Raw genomic sequence first — 19,661 nt, 5'->3', positions numbered from 1 at the left:
CTGCTCCACACCGTGCATGCAACTTTCATCGCACACGGCGTTCCATCGACCGTTCATTTATTTCATTTCCCTCAATTGAATCAAACAATCCCTTGTGTTACTTGATTTCTCCATTTCCAATCAAGGCTCTTAATTTGTTAAGCTTTTGTAATTGTTCCTTATTTAATTGCAGGCCTTCAAAATAGGTTCGAATCGTTTCAGCGTCCGTGGCATGAATGAGACGATGCACATCTCTTATCACTAAAATGAGATTTGAATACCTGTCATCTTTAGTCTCACTCCATAGAGTTTTATGGTGACAATCCATTTCCGTCAGGATTAATTCTTCACCTGTTACCCCGCATTTCCCATTTTGTGCAACGAACAACGAAATACGATTATCATTAAACTCAATCGTTGCCCGTTCGTTAATAACAGGATGTTCTCGAATCCACTGCACTTTCCATTCGGGTATGCTCCTTTGTTCACGGTGCATGAGTGCGCGTCCTTCTTCAGTAAACTTACACACGCCATTCTTTGGCATTAACGCGTTTTTCGTCTTAATAAACCCAATAGGAATGATAGGATAGCCGTTGATATATCTTGTCATTTTAGACTTTAAATAAGGTTGGATGCCTTTGTCTTTGATTGGATAATTGGTCATTTTCTTGAGTGAAAATGATTTTAATCGTTGTCGTTCTACAAGTGTTAATTGATACTGTATTGGCATGAGACTCGCATTCACCTGTGTGGCTATACGATAATAATTATGAATGCCAATCACCATACTATTGTAGATTTGAACTTGTTTGATTAAGTCATTTCCGTTTGGTGCTCTTTGCATTTGAATAATTTGGTCTTTTAATTGCTTTTTAATCCTCAGACGTGCTTTTTCAGTAATGTGTGACTGACAGACAAACTTTTTACGTCCTACACGGTCGTAGCCTTTTCGTTTCATCTTTAGGTCAAAACCTAGAAATTCACTACTCTTCTTTTTCAGATTCGTAATTTGCGATTTTTCTTCAGAAATAGGCAAGCCAAGTCGTTCTTCTAGCCACCTTTTACTGGCGATAAAAATCTTTTCAGCATTCGCTCGTGTTGTTGTAAAAATCTTAAAATCATCTGCATAGCGTACAATATACATTTCTTTGAGCTTTGATGTTTCTCGTAATTTCCGATAGCGATATTGATGGCTGTATAGACCCGTTTTCTTTATGAAATGGTCGTTGATGGAATGACATTTCTTACTTTCCCACTGGTTTGCAATCCACCAATCAAATTCATTCAAATTAATATTCGCAAGTAATGGCGAAAGAATACCACCTTGAGGTGTGCCTTTTTGCGGATAAACGACATCACCATTTGGCATAACAATAGGTGCTTTCAACATTTTCCGTAGGATAACGAGCAACTGTTTATCTTGAATACCCAACGTCCAAATTTGTCGCATTAATTTTGTATGCTTTACTTCATCAAAGAAGCCTTGAATATCTATATCCACGACGTACTGCATTTGATTATTGTTTATCCGATTCGCACATGCCGAAATCGCATTCTCCGCTGATTTTGTTGGTCTAAACCCAAAACTATACCTATAAAATTTCGCCTCACATATCGGCTCTAGCACTTGTAAAATGCATTGTTGTGCAATGCGGTCCCACATGGATGGGATACCTAAAGGTCTAGTTTTACCATTTGGCTTTGGAATTTCTACCCGTTTTACTTTTCGAGGATTATAGTGTACAAAACGGTTTTTCACAACTGTAATAAATTCTCGCGTACTTAACTTTTCAAGATCGTAAATGGTAACCTTGTCCACCCCAGCCGTTGCACTTCCGTTGTTTCGCTTAATATTACGATAAGCAAGCAGTATATTATCGTCTGAAGTAATAATGGACATGAGGTTTTTAAATTTTTCATCGTCGTTACTTTTTACATACAGCTCATCAAAGGTTTCGGTCATACCATAATATTCAGCATGCCTTAACCTCGTATTTTTCATTCTAGGGATTTTCTTAAAGTTTTGGTTCAAGGTCTATCACGCTCCATTCACGGCTCGTGATCTTTTTCGTCATACGAGAATCCTTGAATTTTGAGTTGAAATAACATAAACAATCGACTTGAGGCTATTGCTTCATTTCTATTACAGAAACTTCAACGCTCTTGCCTCTACTCTCACTACCATAAAGAGAAGTTATAGACGAATCCTTTCCTCCCCACCACATCATCGGGTGTGTCCCCTCTTGTGTCAGTAGCTTTCCACGTTCCCTTCACTCTATCAATACTTAACGTAGGTGCTAGCTCTTGCCTGACGTCCTCTCCACCGCCTGTAACGATGCATGGAGCTTTCAAAACCACCATAAGTACTCGCCCACGGAACGCGCTTGACACTTTCATCAAGCCCACTCATTTCTAAGTGTTCGCCACTCACAGACATTTCCTTCGCTAGTTCGTCAGTGTTTTACCACATTCTCACCATATTAAGCTTTTTACGACTCCCGGCCTATCAGTTGCACCAACTACCTCTAGTTAGCTTTCGGTTACCCATACAAGCACTACGGCAACATTCAGCCGACTTCACCGAGCTTCACACGGCATTCTTCTACACACTCAAATCCGCATGTCGGAGTATTAGAGTAGGCGTTTCAAGGCGTTACCCTCTCATTCCACCTATCAAGTGAAGAGTTCACGACTCTCTTCTAGCCATTTGACTATAAGACAGCGTGCGCAACCTTTTTAGTTACGAACGTGTCGCACGATGATTATGCGCACAAATTATAGAAGCCGCAGATCTCTTTACAGCCTCGCGAAATATTTCTCTAGGATGGACGATTGAAGCATTTAGACTGCCTATAAAAATCGTCTGCCTATGAATAATTTGATTTTTTATATTTAAAAAAAGAACTACAAAATGTTCTTGATTCAGTGAGGTCATATCAGGCATTAAATAGGAGGCGGCATCTTGCGGTGAGCGTATCGTATATTTTTCATCGCTTTGTTTCTGAGCAAGACGTCTACCAAGTTCAATGGCTGCTAATATTTGAATGGCTTTAACCTCACCAATGCCTTTAATCGCAACCATTTCTTCTATAGTTGCATGTTTTAAATAATGCAAACGCTCAAAAACACTTAGTATGCGATTTGCAAGTACAAGTACAGACTCTTCTTTAGTGCCTGTCCTTAGTAAAATGGCCAGTAGCTCCTGATTCGATAAACTCATTGCCCCTTGTCGCAGTAGTCTTTCACGAGGTCGATCCTGTATATTAACGTCTCGTATCATCATTCTTGGTAAAACATTATTTGGCAAAAAAGCCTCACTCCTTCGCAAATTGGATAATATCGAGACCTACCAAATGCGTAAACAACGCTGCAAGTGGTAAGCCGACAACATTGTTATAATCCCCTTCAATTCGCTTAACTAAAAGTGTACCAGCAGTTTGAATGCCATAACCACCTGCTTTATCAAATGGGTCTCCCGAATCTACATATGCTTCGATCAGCTCCTGCGATAAATGATGAAAGACAACATTTGTCTCCTCGACAAATGTTGTTTCATTACCGTCAGGCTCAATAATGGCAACAGCTGTCATGACCGCATGATGCTTGCCTGATAAACGTAATAAGTGAGAAATTGCCTCCTCACGATCTTTTGGTTTATGAAGTAGCTTATTATCATAAACAACAATAGTGTCTGCCCCAATAATCGTTGCATTTGGCGCTTTTTTTGCCACATCCCTTGTTTTTAATAGAGCTACACCTTTTACATAATCTTGCATTGTAGTTGCCTGGACACTTGTCTCTTCTACTTCACTGGTGATTATGTCAAATGGAAGTGATAGCATTGCGAGCAATTCCTTTCGTCTAGGTGAAGCAGAAGCAAGCACTAGCTTGTGATTTGTATTAAACATTATCTGACCATTCCTCCTTATTAGTTATCATAACGGAGAATTTAGGTTTTGAAAATTTTCAAAAAATCAAGATAATGCTTATTTCGCCATCTTTCATGCTTAAAATTTCACTTGAAGACAAGTATTTTTCGATTTGTAATGGGCAAAAACATGTAAACGAATGATGCTAATATCGTTTGAAATTGAAGAGGCTGCCGCACCAATAGATTGCCAATCAGCAGGCAGTGTAGAATCCTTCGAATTATTCTTAAAATTTAATTTTGTTGCCTTTTTGTCAGCTAGCACAGATGGTAGCTCTGCAATCGTTGCCTCCTTACAGCTGTCACTACTTACACTAAATGCTTTTTTAAATGTGGGAGGATCTTTTAAAAAGACAAGCTGACTTTCATCGGTTACCATACTTGTCCAAACGTAAAATTTCCCATCAACCTCGACAATGGCACTCTCTTTTAATGAAGGGTGTTCAGATACAAACGAACTTGCACTTTCATAATTTGAATACACCCCTGCTTGACTTGCAAAAAACATAGTTCCATCCATTGCTCCACCTGCTGTCGGAATTGTTTCTGCGTCTGTATTTTTATTATTACTATTACTGGCTATATCGCTGCCATTATTTTTCAAAGAAAATTGAGTGCTCGCTTGAAGAACACCTAAAAAAATAGCTACTCCTAAAAGCCCGACTACTCCTCCAATAAACATCGCTCGAAATATTTGTTTTTTCATGACCTGACTGACAATTTTCATTCTTCCATCACCTCTTCCTTCACGTATCAAAGCCTATCTATAAAAAGACAAGACTGTTTATGACTACAATTTGATATAAGTATATGTATAAAAGTATGTGTAAATGCTAATTTACTTCATTTTGATTTAGTAGTGGTTTTTGAGGTTTATCATAAAAATTAAATATTTTGTATCCAAATTTTTTACCATCGAATCCCCTTTTTACGAAACATAAACTAGATAAAACCATTTATAGCCTCTTTAATGAAAAACGGGCAAGTCACAAAACAACCATTAGCTTTCACCAAGAAAAACTCTCCAATCAAAACTAATAGAAGAAATAGAAATATATTAGGAAAAAGTGCTTGAGGAAATCCGAGAGAGGATATCAGAATTTTAATAGTAATAGGAGGATTATAATGAATCCTATTTGTCACAATGACCTTGGAATAACTAATCTGCAAAAAAGCCCTACCGTTCACACAATATAAAAGAAAATCAGGGCCTCACTTTATAATGAGAACCTGATTTTCACTAGAAATTACATATTATACACTTTTTAATCTACTACGTACTTCAGTTAATAAATACAACGAACCCGATACAATAGTTCTCGACTTACTTTCTGACTGTCGTTGTAAAAATTGAACATAATCTTCTAACACTGCTTTATGAGAGGCATTGGACAGCTCAAGCATTTTTTGAGCAGCCATCGCACGAGAATTACTGAAATCAACAAAGTAAAAATAATCACTTACCTGCTCAAACTGAAGCAATATCTCTTTTACAGCTTTATCAGCAAGAATGCCAATGACAAAAGAAATCTGCTCTTCTGGGAACTCATGTTTTATCGTTTCTATTAATTTCTCAGCACTTGCTGGATTATGAGCACCGTCTAAAAAAATATAAGGCAAAATTTCTTCAAAGCGTCCTAAAATGGTTGCGTTTTTCACAGCTTTTTGAATAGCCTCTTTACTAATTTGTATCCTAAATGTGGTTGCCACTTCAAAAAAGGCTGTAATAGCAAGTGCCATGTTATTCGCCTGATGTGCTCCCTTCATTGTGCGTAGGAGCTTTGTAATACGGAAGCCATTATCATTATGCACATAACTCTCTCCATCATTCCTCTGCTCCACATAAAACTGATGATTTAACTCAAAAACGGATGAATGTATTTTTTTAGCTTCCTGATAAACTATATTCTTTGCCTCTAACGGCAACTCACCGATAATAACTGGTCGATCTGGCTTAATAATTCCAGCTTTATGGCGGGCAATACTTTCAATTGTATCTCCTAAAAAATTCGTATGCTCTAATGCGATACTTGGGATGATTGACACAATTGGTGTAACCACATTTGTACTATCAAGTAAGCCCCCCATACCTGCTTCAATAAGGGCAATATCTACATTACTCGCAACAAAATGTAAAAATGTTGCAACAGTTAAAAGTTCAAAATCTGTTAATTTTCCACTAAGTCCAGCTGCCTGCATTTGTTGGAATACCCGATTCATTTCCGCTTCCGTAATTGCTCGGCCCTCTACTTGAATTTGGTCATGTACGTCCAAAATACAAGGAGACATAAATTTACCAACACGTAAGCCATGTTCTTTGGCGATTGATTCTAGGAATGTAAGAGTCGAACCTTTACCATTAGTCCCTGCCAAATGCACGACTCGCAATTTTTTCTCTGGATTACCTACTCGTGCCAATGCCTCTTCAATTGCAGTTAGACCAGGTTTAATAACATCATCGCTCAAAACATTCCATTTTTCCTTATAGCTATTAAATTTTGGGATCATCGTTGTTCCCCCTGTAGCCATTGTCGTATTTCAGCTATGAAATACAATGAACCTGTAATGACTATAATATCCTCATCATTTCTTTGATGTAGCACTGTTTGAACCATTTCACGCCAATCCACACTAGACGATTTGTTCGTATTTGTAGATAATGAAGCTAATTTATCAGCAAGCATAGCATTCGGCAGTTCAATTTGTGTAAATGCTATTGATGTAGCAATACTATCCATTAAAGCAATACTATTCGCATGATCTTTATCTGACAATGCTGCATATATAAATCGATAATTTTGATGTGGATATACCGTTTTAAGTGTTTGAATTAGTGCAGCAGTTCCTTCTGAATTATGCGCTCCATCTAGTACTATATTATCAGGCAATTGCTCAAAACGTCCTGCCCACTGAGCGATCGCCAATGCTTGACGAATTGACTCATCTGAAATGTCAATTGCTCCATTCTCTCTTAACACGAGGATAGCTGTAATCGCTAGACTTGCATTATCTATCTGATGTGGCCCGGCCATTTTTACTGGGACATCTACCATCTCCACATTTACTTTTTGGTAATTAAAGAGCTGTATGTTAGCACTTTGCACAATGTTTTCAACCGTAAAATCTTTTCCTAAAACAAAGCATGGCGCATGTTGCTCATTTGCTATCTCCCGGATAACAGTAAGTGCCTCTTCACTTTTAACCCCGACAACAACTGGTACACTTTCTTTAATAATTCCTGCCTTTTCAAACGCTACCTTTGCTAATGTATCTCCTAAAAACGCAGTATGTTCTAGTGAAATCGTTGTAATAATTGAAATAAGTGGCGTAATGACATTCGTAGCATCTAAACGTCCACCAAGTCCTGTTTCAATCAGTGCAATATCCACTTCTTCATCCGCCAAGTATTGGAACATAATAAGTGTTACGACTTCAAAAAAGCTTGGAAATTCACCTTTATAATGTGTCTCAATAATAATAGAAACTTTGTTCATATAATGTAAAAATTGCGCATCAGAAATTGGAGTTCCATTAATAGTTATTCGTTCATTGACACACTCTAAATGAGGTGAAGTAAAGGCACCAACTTTGTAGCCAGCATGTTGTAGCATTTCTCTTAGTGCATTCACTGTTGAACCCTTACCATTTGAACCCGCTAAATGAATAGCGCGTAGCTTGTCCTGTGGTTTACCTAGAATCTCCAGTACCTCTCGCATCAATACGAGTGGTGCCCGTTTATGATCAACTGCCTTTAACGTAAAAATAAAATCTGTACATTCTTTCATCGATTTAAACAAAAGAAACACTCCCTCTTACTACAATATCTCTATTTTAGTACAAGTGATGCCCAATACACATACATTTCGAAAAAACTCTTGTTTACCTACACCATTTCACTGAATTTTGAGGCGGACGCCTTGTACCTGCCGCCTAGCTTTTAAAAATACATTATTCTGGTTCATCACCAAAACGTGTGGTTGATTTCCGTTCCGACTGGGCGCTTTCCTGTGGGCGTCCGATGAGCCGCTTGGGCCTACACGATGTAGGTCACGAAGGCGTTATCACAGGACGTGATGCTTTTAGCCTTCGTTCCTCTATTTGCTCGCTCCAGGGTCTCGGGCCAACACGATGTTGGTCACGAAGGCGTTATCACAGGACGTGATGGTTTTAGCCTTCGTTCCTCTATTCGCTGATCCCCAAGGAGTCACCCAGCCTCCACTCCAATCAACTTATTTACATAGTATATGTTTTAACAAATGTCATCCACAACTTTTGGTGATGAGCCATTATTCTATAAAATCTATATATTTTTTCCTAATATAATGCATATCTTTTGGTGCATATAAAAACAGCGGATGACTTTTCGTCATCCGCTGTTTCCTATTTACATATTTTTTAGTTCTTCTAAACGTTTTAATACAATCGCATGTTTACTTTCGTAATCGGCTAATTTTTCACGTTCAGCATTAACTAATGCTTCTGGCGCTTTGGATACGAATTTCTCATTCGATAATTTACCAGTAACAAGCTTCACTTCTTTTGCCCATTTTTCTAATTCTTTTTCAAGACGAGCAATTTCTTCTTCTAGGTTAATAAGTCCAACAAGTGGTAGGAATAGCTCCGCTCCAGTTACTACTGCTGTCATAGACTGACTAGGGGCCTCTAAACTTTCTCCAATTGTTAGTGACTCTGGATTACAGAATTTTTCTAAATATGCTTTATTTGCTTCAAGTACTGTAACCGTTACTGCATCTTTTGCTGAAATATATAGCGGTACTTTTTTGCTCATTGGTGTATTAACTTCCGCACGAATATTACGTACTGAACGTATAATATCCATTAGGAGCTTCATATTGTCTGCTTCCTCTGTAAAATGAAGATCCGCACGTACTGTTGGCCACGCTGCCACTGTAATTGATTCACCTTCATGTGGTAAGTGTTGCCAGATTTCTTCCGTAATGAACGGCATTAATGGATGTAATAGACGCATCGTTTGGTCTAACACGTAAGCTAAAATAGAACGAGTCGTTTTCTTAGCTGCTTCATCTTCACCATTTAACGGTAATTTCGCCATTTCAATATACCAAGAACAGAAATCATCCCAAATAAAGTTATACAGCTCGCGGCCAACTTCGCCAAATTCGTAGCGCTCTGCAAGTGATGTTACACGCTCAATTGTTTCATTTAGGCGAGTTAGAATCCATTTATCGGCAACTGATTTTTCACCAGTTAAGTCAATTTCATCATATGTCATACCTTCCATGTTCATTAAAGCGAAACGAGAGGCATTCCAAATCTTATTAGAGAAGTTCCATACAGCTTCTACTTTTTCAGTTGTATAGCGTAAATCTTGACCAGGTGATGATCCAGTAGCTAAGAAGTAACGTAATGAATCGGCACCGTATTGATCAATAACGTCCATAGGGTCTACACCATTGCCAAGTGATTTACTCATCTTGCGTCCTTCACCATCACGTACTAAACCGTGAATTAATACATCTTTGAATGGGCGCTGACCTGTAAATTCAAGACCTTGGAAAATCATTCGAGATACCCAGAAGAAAATAATATCATAACCAGTTACAAGTGTGCTTGTTGGATAGTAACGTTTATATTCTTCATTTGCTTCATCTGGCCAACCCATTGTTGAAAATGGCCATAATGCTGAAGAGAACCATGTATCTAATACATCTTCATCTTGTGTCCAATTCTCTGCATCTGCTGGCGCTTCTTTTCCTACGTAAATCTCACCTGTTTCATTGTGATACCATGCTGGGATTTGATGACCCCACCATAATTGGCGAGAGATACACCAGTCACGGATATTTTCCATCCAGCGAGAATATGTGTTTTCAAAACGAGATGGTACGAAGTTTACTTTTCCTTCTTCATCTTGTTGAAGCGCAAGTGAAGCATCAGCAAGTGGTTGCATTTTTACGAACCATTGTGCTGAAAGATACGGCTCTACAACGGCACCAGAACGTTCAGAGTGACCTACTGAATGGGTATGTTCTTCAATGCGAATAAGCACGCCTGCCTCTTGTAGATCAGCTACAATTTGCTTACGGCATTCAAAACGGTCCATACCATTATACTTGCCAGCAAGCTCGTTCATTGTACCATCTTCATGCATTACAAGAATGCGTTCTAAGTTGTGTCGGTTCCCAACCTCAAAGTCGTTTGGATCATGTGCCGGTGTCATTTTTACAACTCCAGTACCAAATTCCATATCTACGTAGTCATCTGCTACGATAGGGATTTCACGACCAACAATTGGTAAAATAACGGTTTTACCAATTAAGTGTTGATAACGCTCATCATTCGGGTGAACTGCTACTCCCGAGTCACCTAGCATTGTTTCAGGGCGTGTTGTCGCTACTTCCACAAATCCTGAGCCATCAGCTAATGGGTATTTCATGTGATAGAAAGCACCTTGAACATCGTGATAGATAACTTCAATATCTGATAACGCTGTTTTCGCAGCAGGGTCCCAGTTAATAATACGTTCACCACGATAGATTAAACCTTTTTCATATAATTGAATGAACACGGTTTTAACTGCATCAGAAAGACCTTGATCAAGTGTGAAACGCTCACGAGAATAATCTAATGCAAGGCCAAGCTTCGCCCATTGGTCGCGAATATGACTAGCGTACTCTTCTTTCCATTCCCATGTTTTTTCGAGGAATTTTTCACGACCTAAATCATAACGTGTAATATTATCTTCACGCAGTTTAGCCTCTACTTTTGCTTGTGTCGCTATACCTGCATGGTCCATTCCAGGTAACCAAAGTGCATCATACCCTTGCATGCGCTTCATACGAATTAAAATATCTTGTAATGTTGTATCCCAAGCATGACCAAGATGTAGTTTACCTGTTACATTCGGTGGTGGAATAACGATTGAATAAGGTTCCTTTTCACTCGTAGGCTGTGCCTCGAAAAATTTCCCTTGTAACCACCATTCATAACGACCCGCTTCAATGGACAGCGGATCATATTTTGTTGGCATTGAGATGTTTTCTGTCATTTTGACTCCTCCTGTTGATTCATTAGTTTTACCGATGTGAGATCGTACCAATCATTCTGTTTTATGTCTCATACCGAGGCACATTGACCAGAAGATTTAATGAAAATAAAAAAAACTCCTAACGTCTAAAAAGGACGAAGGAGTTTAAATTCGCGGTACCACCTTTAATTCCAGCAGAGGCGAATTAAGCAGTCACTTTACACACATTTCATCAGGAAATAGCATGCACTACTTTGCTTAAGCCTTTTACTACTGGCTCTCAATTCGGTAACGGTGTTTAACCGGCTTTAACTACTGTTAGTTCACTAAAGCTGCTCGAGGGCTACATTCAATTAGGTACATATAGAAACTTTTCAGCTACCGTTTCCTCTCTGAAAATGTACTATTAATTTACTCTTCCCTGTCATAGCATCTATATTCGACTTTTTCACATTGTACCGCAGAATCGTACAATTTTTCAAGTGATTTAGTCATTTTTTAGGAAGCACTACAAAGTAAGTAGAGAAGGAAGTGAAAATTCAAATGCGACGACGTAAGTATAATCCTTGGCTTTTACCACCATGGCTACGACAAGTTCGTTTTTATTGTAGAACGATAATCATGCCAATTTGCGCTTTTCAATTTATACGTGTCATCATCATTCCAACATCCGGTGATTTCATCATCCTATTGCTCCTGCTACTTCTATGCTATTTACTTTTGAATGATATTATTTAAAACACGAACCTTTAGCGGCGTATAGTCTTCCGTTAAATCCCAAATCATTGATGGAACTTCATGCCATGAGCTAGACTCACGAACTACAATATGACTTGAGGATTCTCTCAACACGGTTTTTTGCTCAACTGATGTAGTTTTTTCTTTTTTGGCTGAAGCTACTATAGCTTCAGACTTTTCCTTTTGTGCTGAAAATGTTACAGCTTTTGATTTTTCTTCTTGTATCGAAGTAACTACAGCGGCAGGTTGTTTTACTGGCGCTGGTTCTTCTACAAGTGCAACCTTCTCTATTTGGGCTGAAGCATTTACAGCGATCGACTGTTCTTCTAAAACATGAGCTTTTTCAAATGTTTGCTCAGGCTCATTAAAAATACTTGTAACCGTCCATTCGAGCTGACACATTTGATTAGTCAGTGTAGGTCGAACATCCTTGACCATTAAATCTTCAATAGCAGAATCCCTAGGTAAATCCACATTTAAAGGAACTGCATACTCAAAATAACCAGTATCTCCTTGAATATCAAGTGCATCAATTTGTACTAATTCTTCATCATCCATGAAAGCTTGCATGTCTCGAAAATCAAAGCGAACATGTGCGGTGATGTGATAAATACCCATTAATCGTAGTGAATCTTCTAGCTGCATTGTCTGCCACCTTGGCTTAATTTGCACAGCTGCTATTTCTGTTGGGCAGCCATAACCAGGAAAACAGAAAGTTTCACTCATATTCCAAGTTTTGTGTTCGATAATAATCCCTCCCCTTGCATCATATGAAGCTTCGGAGATTAATATGCTATAAGATAGTAAATAAGGGTACTGATGATAAAGAAGGTTTTTCGACGCTCATCCCTTCTTGATAACTAATATAATAGCTTACAAAAGTTCACGTAGAAATTTTTATTTTTGCATTAAAAATGGCATACTAGAAAATACTTCTAGCATGCCATTTTACTGTTGGTTTAACAGCTTTATTATACATTCACCAATTTAATTTTATTTGCTACACGATCTGTTAACATTTGTGTTGCTTTTGGTACGATTGGCTTAAAGATTGGGTTTAAAACAGGACCAGCTAATCCTCCTGCCTTTACTTCTAAATAGCCTGTCATTTTTGTATGATCTGCATCAATACTTTCTGCAAGGAAATAACCGTTCCCTGAAAAGTTATCAGAAAGTCCTTTTAATTCGAAAGTTACTTTCGAAGGTGCTAACCATTCTAAAATAGTAATCTCTACTTCAACTGTTTTTTTCAGAACACCGACGTTACCTTTAAACGTCCATGTTGAATGTTTTTCATCAATCATTTCATGTGCATTATAACCTGGGACAAGCTTTGCCCATTTTTCCATATCACTGACGAAATCCCATACATTTTCAATTCCTACGGGTACTTCGACTATGTGTGTGCCTGTTGCCATATCAATTCACTACTTTCTTTTATGAATAGATATATTATAAACGATTTCGCCCACAATTTGGCTATGCTGAAAGTTTTAATTTTGACAAAAAAATTATTTCAGTAATAACGATTATCTTCCCATTCACAAAAATCGAAAAAGCTATTTAAGATAAAGCCTTAGCTGTATTAAAGTGAGACCTTGAGTTGTTGCTCTCTATTTACATTCTACTTTCACGTAGAGGAAGGTTTAGACTTCATCGTCCCGCCCTGCTGTAACAGTAAATCTTTCTTGTTAGTCATACCTGTTCATATTACCCAATATTTATAAATGTAGTATACTAGAATGAAATGTCCGATTATTCAGTCATTAAAACGACGCAGCAATTCAGTTTAAGAAAAATGTTTTAGCTTGTTCAACTATTGGGCAAAATTATGTAGTTTAATGCTCTATAAGTATTAAAAGGCGCAAGCTGAATAGAGATAAATGGAGGGAAATATAGTGAAAAAACAACGTTCAAACAAAATATCAATTTTATTCGAGTTGATTTTTTATGCAGTATTACCTTATGTTATATGGAATCTTGGTAGAGAGCCTTTAGGTGATTATACAGCAATGCTGATTTCAACCATTCCTGGAATTGTTTATACCATTTACCGTTTTATTTTAGATAAGCAATTTAACATTACAGGCTTATTAATTTTAAGCTCACTAGCACTAGGTACGACGGTTAATTTGCTATCAGGTTCAGCAGAGCAAATGATTTGGAATGGTGTATATCTAAGTCTCTTCTATACATTTCTCTATATTGTTACGCTAATGATTAAGCGTCCTCTTTCTTTATATTTTGCTGTTGATTTTGTATATTTGCAAGGTTATGCACGAATGGAGAGCCGAGCATTATTTTTTCAAAAAGGCATCTTTAAATGGTTTCAATTTATTCAGGTTATTTTCATCATAAGAGGACTTTTTATGGCAGGATTAACAGTATACCTACTCCAAAAATACGGAATTGATGGTTATGGTGGCATGTTGATATATAAGCAAATCGCTGGGTGGGCTTTCTCGATTTTACTTATAGGCATGTTCTTTTATATAAATGTCCCAGTACGAAAGTTTTTTGCTAAGCAACAAAATCAATTGCAAGACAACAATCATCTAGCTCTCCAACAATCAAACGCAACTGTTGAATAAGCTTTATTTTCTTCTTCTCCTAACAGGGGCTTTCGTTTAATAAAAATAGGGCATCAACGAAGTAGTTATAGAAGGCTCTAACAAGCAAAATGATTGAGTTGATTATATTGGGTTATTCCCTTTCTCTTGGCATTACCTTAGATATTCCCGCAAATGTAAAGTTCCGTCCTCAACATGGATGACACCCTGATCAAGGCAATGTTCAATAAAAATAGATAGAGTATTTACCTATAATTTTTGCACGTTTACTTTAGATGTGTTGTTGAATCGTCTATCTGCAATAAAATCCTCATGTGCAAATTTTATAAGCATACAAAAAACCACTTCTTATCATATGTTAGAATTGATAAGAAGTGGTGACTAATTTGTTAATTGATAGAGAATTACACTACTTCATAAAAGGAACGTATTTTCGCTCTCTTTTTATCTTGCTAATTGTGCAAATACTTTATGGAAGGCTTCAACCGTTTTTGCGATATGCTCCTCCGTATGTGCAGTAGAAATGAATAATCCTTCAAATTGAGATGGCGGTAAGAAAATACCTTCCTCTGCCATTAGACGGAAATATTCAGCGAATAATTGTAAATCAGACGTTTTTGCTGAAGCAAAATCAATAACATTGTCATTCGTAAAGAAGAAACCTATCATGGAACCAGCACGATTAACAGTGTGTGGAATATTGTATTTCGTTGCTGCCTCTCGGAAACCAGCTTCTAATTGATCACCTAATTTTTTGAAGTATTCATACGTGCTTTTATCTAGGCGAGATAATGTTTCATAACCAGCAGTCATTGCTAATGGATTCCCTGACAATGTTCCAGCTTGATAGATTGGACCAGCTGGTGCTACTTGCTCCATAATGTCCTTTTTCCCTGCAAACGCGCCAACAGGAAGTCCACCGCCAATTACTTTTCCTAATGTTGTCATATCTGGTGTTACATCAAAATAACCTTGTGCACAGCCATAGTCAACACGGAAACCTGTCATCACTTCATCAAAAATCAACAGGGCTCCATACTCCTTTGTTAATTCACGTAAGCCTTGGAGGAAGCCTGGTTGTGGTGGTACAACACCCATATTTCCTGCCACTGGCTCAACAATTACTGCAGCAAGTTCAGAACCAAATTTTTCGAATACTAATTTTGCCCCTTCCAAATCATTGTACGCTACTGTTAATGTGTTACGTGCAATATCTGCTGGGACACCAGGGCTGTCAGGTAAGCCTAATGTAGCTACACCAGAGCCAGCCTTAATAAGCAAGGAATCTCCGTGACCATGATAAGAGCCCTCAAATTTTAATATTTTATCGCGCCCTGTAACACCACGAGCTACGCGTAAAGCAGACATCGTAGCCTCTGTCCCGGAAGACACGAAGCGAATCATTTCCATACCAGGCAGTCGATCTAACACTAATTTAGCTAATCGGTTTTCTGTATAACTTGGTGCTCCAAATGAAGATCCCTTCGCCGCCGTTTCTGCAATTGCTTTGACAACTTCTGGATGCGTATGACCTAAAATAAGAGGTCCCCATGATAATACATAATCAATATACTCATTGCCATCAATGTCTTTAATGATAGCACCATGACCAGACTCCATGAAAATCGGATCCATATTTACAGATTTGAATGCACGTACTGGGCTACTTACACCACCTGGCATTAAGTTAATCGCTTCAGCATATGCTTGTTTTGATTTTTCGTAAGAACGCACCATTTATTTCTCCTCCAACCAACGTGCTACATCTTTAGCATGATACGTAATGATTAAATCAGAGCCCGCACGTTTCATACCAAGTAATGTTTCAAGCACTACTTTTTTCTCTTCAATCCAGCCATTAATAGCTGCTGCTTTGACCATTGCATATTCACCAGAAACATTGTATGCAACAATCGGTAATGTATAGTTATTTTTCACATCACGAATAATATCTAAATAGCTTAGAGCTGGCTTAACAATTAAGAAATCTGCACCTTCAGCAATATCCGACTCCGCTTCACGAAATGCCTCTATACGATTTGATGGATCCATTTGATATGATTTACGATCACCAAATTGCGGTGCACCATCAGCTGCATCACGGAATGGCCCGTAGTAGCTAGATGCATACTTTACGGCATATGACATTATCGGTACATTTTCAAAGCCTGCTTCGTCTAAGCCTACACGAATTGCAGCTACAAAACCATCCATCATATTGGACGGAGCAATGATATCTGCACCAGCTTTTGCTTGTGATACAGCTGTACGTGCTAAAACATCTAGTGAAGAATCGTTTAAAATTTGATCACCTTCAATTAAGCCACAATGCCCATGATCTGTAAATTCACATAAGCATGTATCTGCAATAACTAAAAGCTCTGGATGGCGAGCTTTAATGAGTCGTGTTGCTTCTTGCACAATACCATGATCATGGAATGCACCAGTTCCGACTGCATCTTTTTCTGCAGGTAAGCCAAATAAAATAACAGCAGGTATACCTAAAGCAACAACTTCATCAATCTCAGCTTCAAGTTTATCTAACGAAAATTGAAAAACGCCAGGCATAGAAGATACTTCGTTTTTAATATTTTCGCCTTCAATAACGAAAATTGGATAAATTAAGTCCTCTTTGTGTAAGTATGTTTCTTTTACCATTGATCGTATTGCAGCATTTGCACGCAAACGACGATGTCTTTGAAATTGTAATTTTGTCATTTTCTTTCTCCTACTTTCGTTATTTCCTCGATGACTGCTTGCATTGTATATACGCTCGGCATAACACCCACAATAGCACCGTGATTCAAAATAGCTGCTTCTGTAATATGACCGATTGCTGCTAGGCGTGCAGTCTCCCAACCAATTACCGAAGCTACATCCTTTGCGTAGACATCAACAGCGGAAGGGCTAGCAAAAATCACGGTGACGTCACTGTTCCTACGGATACAATCCATAATTACTAGTTTTTGATCGTGTCGCTCAATCGTTTCATAAACTGTCCATTCCTCCAATTTAAAGGGCAGCCCTTCCTTCAATGTCTGTTTCGCTTTTTCTCCACGAATAAATAGACAAGTAGAATTGCTACCTACTACGCTAGGAAATTCTTGGACAAATACATCTGCACTAAATATAGAAGGCATAAAACTCACATGGAAGCCTAGGTTTTCTAATGCTGAAGTAGTTTTAGAACCAATAGAAGCAATCTTCACTTGAAAATTCTCAGTACTCAAATTAAAGCGTTGCATTTTGCTAGCAAATGCATCTACAGCGTTTTGACTCGTAAAAATGAGCCAATCAAATTGACGCGCAACCTCTAAACGCTCATCATCATTTCTATCGATAAGCTCACAAGTTTCAATCAACGGGGCAATTACTGCTTGGCCACCTAAAGCTGTGATGTCATCTATAATGGTTGTCGTCTTAGATGTACCTGTCAAAATAATTGTTTTACCTTCTAAAGGCAAATTACTTTGCATCTTGCTCTGCCTTTACTCGTTGAATTAATTCAAAAGCACCTTGCTTCGTTAAAATCTCAGCAAGCTCTTTCCCAACTGCTGCCGCATCAGTGCCAACTACTGTTTCCTTGTAAACAACTGAGGCATCTGGTGCAGCAACAAGACCAGTTAGTGTAATTTCTTCCCCATTAGACTTCGCATATCCTGCAATAGGTACTTGACAGCCACCATCCATAGCCGCTAGGAAAGCACGTTCTGCATGTGCTTCTTGCCATGTAATACTATCTGTTAACTTGCCTAATTCCACTAATAGCTCCGTATCGTCTCCACGGCATTCAATACCTAGAGAGCCCTGTGCTACTGCTGGTAGACAATCCTCTACAGGTAAAAACTCAGTAACTACTTCATCGCTCCAACCAAGGCGTTTTAGTCCAGCCGCCGCTAAAATAATGGCATCGTATTCATCCGTTTCAAGTTTAGCTAAGCGTGTATCTACATTTCCACGAATCCATTTAATTTCTATATCTGGGCGGACTGTTAAAAGTTGAGCACTGCGACGAAGAGAACTTGTCCCAACTACAGCTCCTGCTGGAAGATCGGCAAATTTCACATGCCCTTTTGAAATAAATGCATCACGCGCATCTTCACGGGGTGGAATACAGCCAATTACTAATCCTTCTGGCAGTATAGCAGGCATGTCTTTCATAGAATGAACAGCAAAGTCAATTTCTTTGTCGTAAAGTGCTTGTTCAATTTCTTTTACGAAAAGTCCTTTACCACCTACCTTAGATAGCTGCACGTCTAAAATTTGATCGCCTTTCGTGACAATTTCTTTCACTTCAAACTCAAATGGTGCACCAGCTGCTTTTAACTCATTAATAAACCAATTTGTTTGCGTTAAAGCTAGCTTACTTCTTCTAGAACCTACAATAATTTTTCTCAACAGTCTCCAACCTCTCTTCTAATACCATAAATGGAATCGCGATAAACTACTTCCTAAAAAGAAGTTAACAACAACTAAAAGATAAGCGTATATATGTACCCACGCATAAGTTGTCCCTGTCAGCTTACTTTTACGATTCACATACAATATAAAGCAATACAAAATTAAAATAATAAAGGACCCAATAATCTTCGCATCAAAAACCGAAAGAGTATCTAGCGTTAGTAGTGCCCATTCAAACCCTAAAATTAAACTTATAAACAGCACTGGGATCCCAATGAAAAATGACACATTCATCCAGCTGCTTGTCTGTTGTAGTGATGGTAGCCTTGTCCATAAATGTGACCATTTTTTCTTTTTAAGCAAACGATATACGACTAAATACAATATCGCAAAAACAAAAGTTAACGTAAATGCTGCATACGATAACATCGCAAACGATATATGAATAAAAAGCATTTCCGAAATTAAAGTATCGCTAACTGCTCCCGTTGGTCGTTTCGGCATAAAAGTAAAAATACTAGCGAACAAAAACCCTAGTATATTAATAATGAACACCGGAAGATCAACTCGTGCAATACAGTGCAGAATAATAGATAATGTTACGAGCAGCCAGGAATAAAAGAGAATCCCTTCAGATAAGGATAAAATCGGAAAACGCTTCGTTTCCACAAAAGTTAATATAATAACGGCACCTTGAATTACCCATACGAATGAAACAAGCCAAAAAGCAATTCGCCTTGCACGTACTTGCTTATAAAAGTAATCAGTAAAGTAAAATACTAGACTGATCGCGTACAAGACGATTATCACTTCGTAGAGCCTTGTCATTGTCAAATCAGCCAATAGACATCCCTTCTTTATATTGAAAGTGCTAAAGTGGTGTACTTTAGCCTAGAAAAAAAAAAAACGTTTTCGTATCCTTAGTTTACCATACAGATACGAAAACGCCTCAATTAATATCAGTAGAAAATCTCGTTCGAGGGAAAAGCTTAAAGGAACAACTTTTACTTCTAAAGTTGCACCGCGAACACTTAGA

The 19,661-nt window shown here is 38.1% G+C and carries 15 protein-coding genes, 1 pseudogene and 1 other annotated feature; of the genes and pseudogenes, 1 reads left to right on the top strand and 15 read right to left on the bottom strand.

Translation table 11 applies throughout. From position 1 onward, the window contains the following. Positions 1–97 precede the first annotated feature (97 nt). The 10 genes and pseudogenes from ltrA to ACB089_RS06735 form a co-directional block, all read right to left on the bottom strand. Positions 98–1,981 carry a group II intron reverse transcriptase/maturase gene (gene ltrA / locus ACB089_RS06780; RefSeq protein ID WP_374965778.1) on the bottom strand — a complete coding sequence of 628 codons (1,884 nt, stop codon included), beginning with the start codon at positions 1,979–1,981 and terminating at the stop codon, positions 98–100. 176 nt (positions 1,982–2,157) lie between these two features. Beyond that, a complete protein-coding gene (locus ACB089_RS06775; RefSeq protein WP_374965777.1) occupies positions 2,158–2,340 on the bottom strand; it encodes a hypothetical protein in 183 nt (60 codons plus the stop codon). Between the two features lie 397 nt (positions 2,341–2,737). Continuing rightward, a pseudogene (gene radC, locus ACB089_RS06770) lies at positions 2,738–3,259 on the bottom strand (DNA repair protein RadC); the annotation flags it as partial. 34 nt (positions 3,260–3,293) lie between these two features. Continuing rightward, positions 3,294–3,887 (bottom strand): Maf family protein, encoded by a 594-nt coding sequence (locus ACB089_RS06765; protein WP_374965776.1) that lies wholly within the window; start codon positions 3,885–3,887, stop codon positions 3,294–3,296. A 99-nt stretch (positions 3,888–3,986) separates the two neighbouring features. After that, complete coding sequence (locus ACB089_RS06760; protein ID WP_374965775.1) at positions 3,987–4,634, bottom strand: hypothetical protein; 648 nt, start codon at positions 4,632–4,634, stop codon at positions 3,987–3,989. Positions 4,635–5,161: 527 nt separating this feature from the next. Next, complete coding sequence (locus tag ACB089_RS06755) at positions 5,162–6,415, bottom strand: bifunctional folylpolyglutamate synthase/dihydrofolate synthase (protein ID WP_374965774.1); 1,254 nt, start codon at positions 6,413–6,415, stop codon at positions 5,162–5,164. Further along, the gene (locus ACB089_RS06750; protein WP_374965773.1) at positions 6,412–7,704 is read right to left on the bottom strand and encodes a bifunctional folylpolyglutamate synthase/dihydrofolate synthase; all 1,293 of its coding nucleotides are present in this window, start codon (positions 7,702–7,704) and stop codon (positions 6,412–6,414) included. Before ACB089_RS06750 ends, ACB089_RS06755 begins: the two co-directional genes overlap by 4 nt. A gap of 587 nt (positions 7,705–8,291) precedes the next feature. Then, a complete protein-coding gene (locus ACB089_RS06745) occupies positions 8,292–10,937 on the bottom strand; it encodes a valine--tRNA ligase (protein WP_374965772.1) in 2,646 nt (881 codons plus the stop codon). A 127-nt stretch (positions 10,938–11,064) separates the two neighbouring features. Next, positions 11,065–11,353: a binding site (T-box leader), on the bottom strand. A gap of 277 nt (positions 11,354–11,630) precedes the next feature. Then, positions 11,631–12,299 (bottom strand): valyl-tRNA synthetase, encoded by a 669-nt coding sequence (locus ACB089_RS06740; protein WP_374965771.1) that lies wholly within the window; start codon positions 12,297–12,299, stop codon positions 11,631–11,633. Between the two features lie 326 nt (positions 12,300–12,625). Further along, the gene (locus ACB089_RS06735; RefSeq protein WP_374965770.1) at positions 12,626–13,072 is read right to left on the bottom strand and encodes a CoxG family protein; all 447 of its coding nucleotides are present in this window, start codon (positions 13,070–13,072) and stop codon (positions 12,626–12,628) included. 480 nt (positions 13,073–13,552) lie between these two features. On the opposite strand from ACB089_RS06735, the gene ACB089_RS06730 reads away from it, so the two are divergent. After that, positions 13,553–14,245, top strand: coding sequence for a VC0807 family protein (locus ACB089_RS06730; RefSeq protein ID WP_374965769.1), 693 nt, complete (start codon positions 13,553–13,555; stop codon positions 14,243–14,245). 423 nt (positions 14,246–14,668) lie between these two features. Here ACB089_RS06730 and hemL read toward each other — a convergent pair whose 3' ends face one another. From hemL to ACB089_RS06705, 5 genes are read right to left on the bottom strand one after another with little or no spacing between them, the layout of a single operon-like run. Then, positions 14,669–15,961 (bottom strand): glutamate-1-semialdehyde 2,1-aminomutase, encoded by a 1,293-nt coding sequence (gene hemL, locus ACB089_RS06725; RefSeq protein WP_368635772.1) that lies wholly within the window; start codon positions 15,959–15,961, stop codon positions 14,669–14,671. Next, positions 15,962–16,942 (bottom strand): porphobilinogen synthase, encoded by a 981-nt coding sequence (gene hemB / locus ACB089_RS06720; protein WP_374965768.1) that lies wholly within the window; start codon positions 16,940–16,942, stop codon positions 15,962–15,964. Then, entirely contained in the window at positions 16,939–17,700 is a 762-nt protein-coding gene (locus ACB089_RS06715) for a uroporphyrinogen-III synthase (protein ID WP_374965767.1), read from the bottom strand. The genes hemB and ACB089_RS06715 overlap by 4 nt, the downstream gene beginning before the upstream one ends. Next, positions 17,690–18,622 (bottom strand): hydroxymethylbilane synthase, encoded by a 933-nt coding sequence (hemC, locus tag ACB089_RS06710; RefSeq protein WP_368635769.1) that lies wholly within the window; start codon positions 18,620–18,622, stop codon positions 17,690–17,692. Before hemC ends, ACB089_RS06715 begins: the two co-directional genes overlap by 11 nt. An 18-nt stretch (positions 18,623–18,640) precedes the next feature. Continuing rightward, entirely contained in the window at positions 18,641–19,468 is an 828-nt protein-coding gene (locus ACB089_RS06705; RefSeq protein WP_374965766.1) for an inner membrane protein YpjD, read from the bottom strand. Positions 19,469–19,661 lie beyond the last annotated feature (193 nt).

Source organism: Lysinibacillus sp. RS10 (genome assembly GCF_041956855.1).
GTDB lineage: Bacteria > Bacillota > Bacilli > Bacillales_A > Planococcaceae > Lysinibacillus > Lysinibacillus xylanilyticus_A.
Note: the sequence above shows the minus strand (reverse complement) of the source record. Positions and strands in the feature narration are given on the sequence as shown.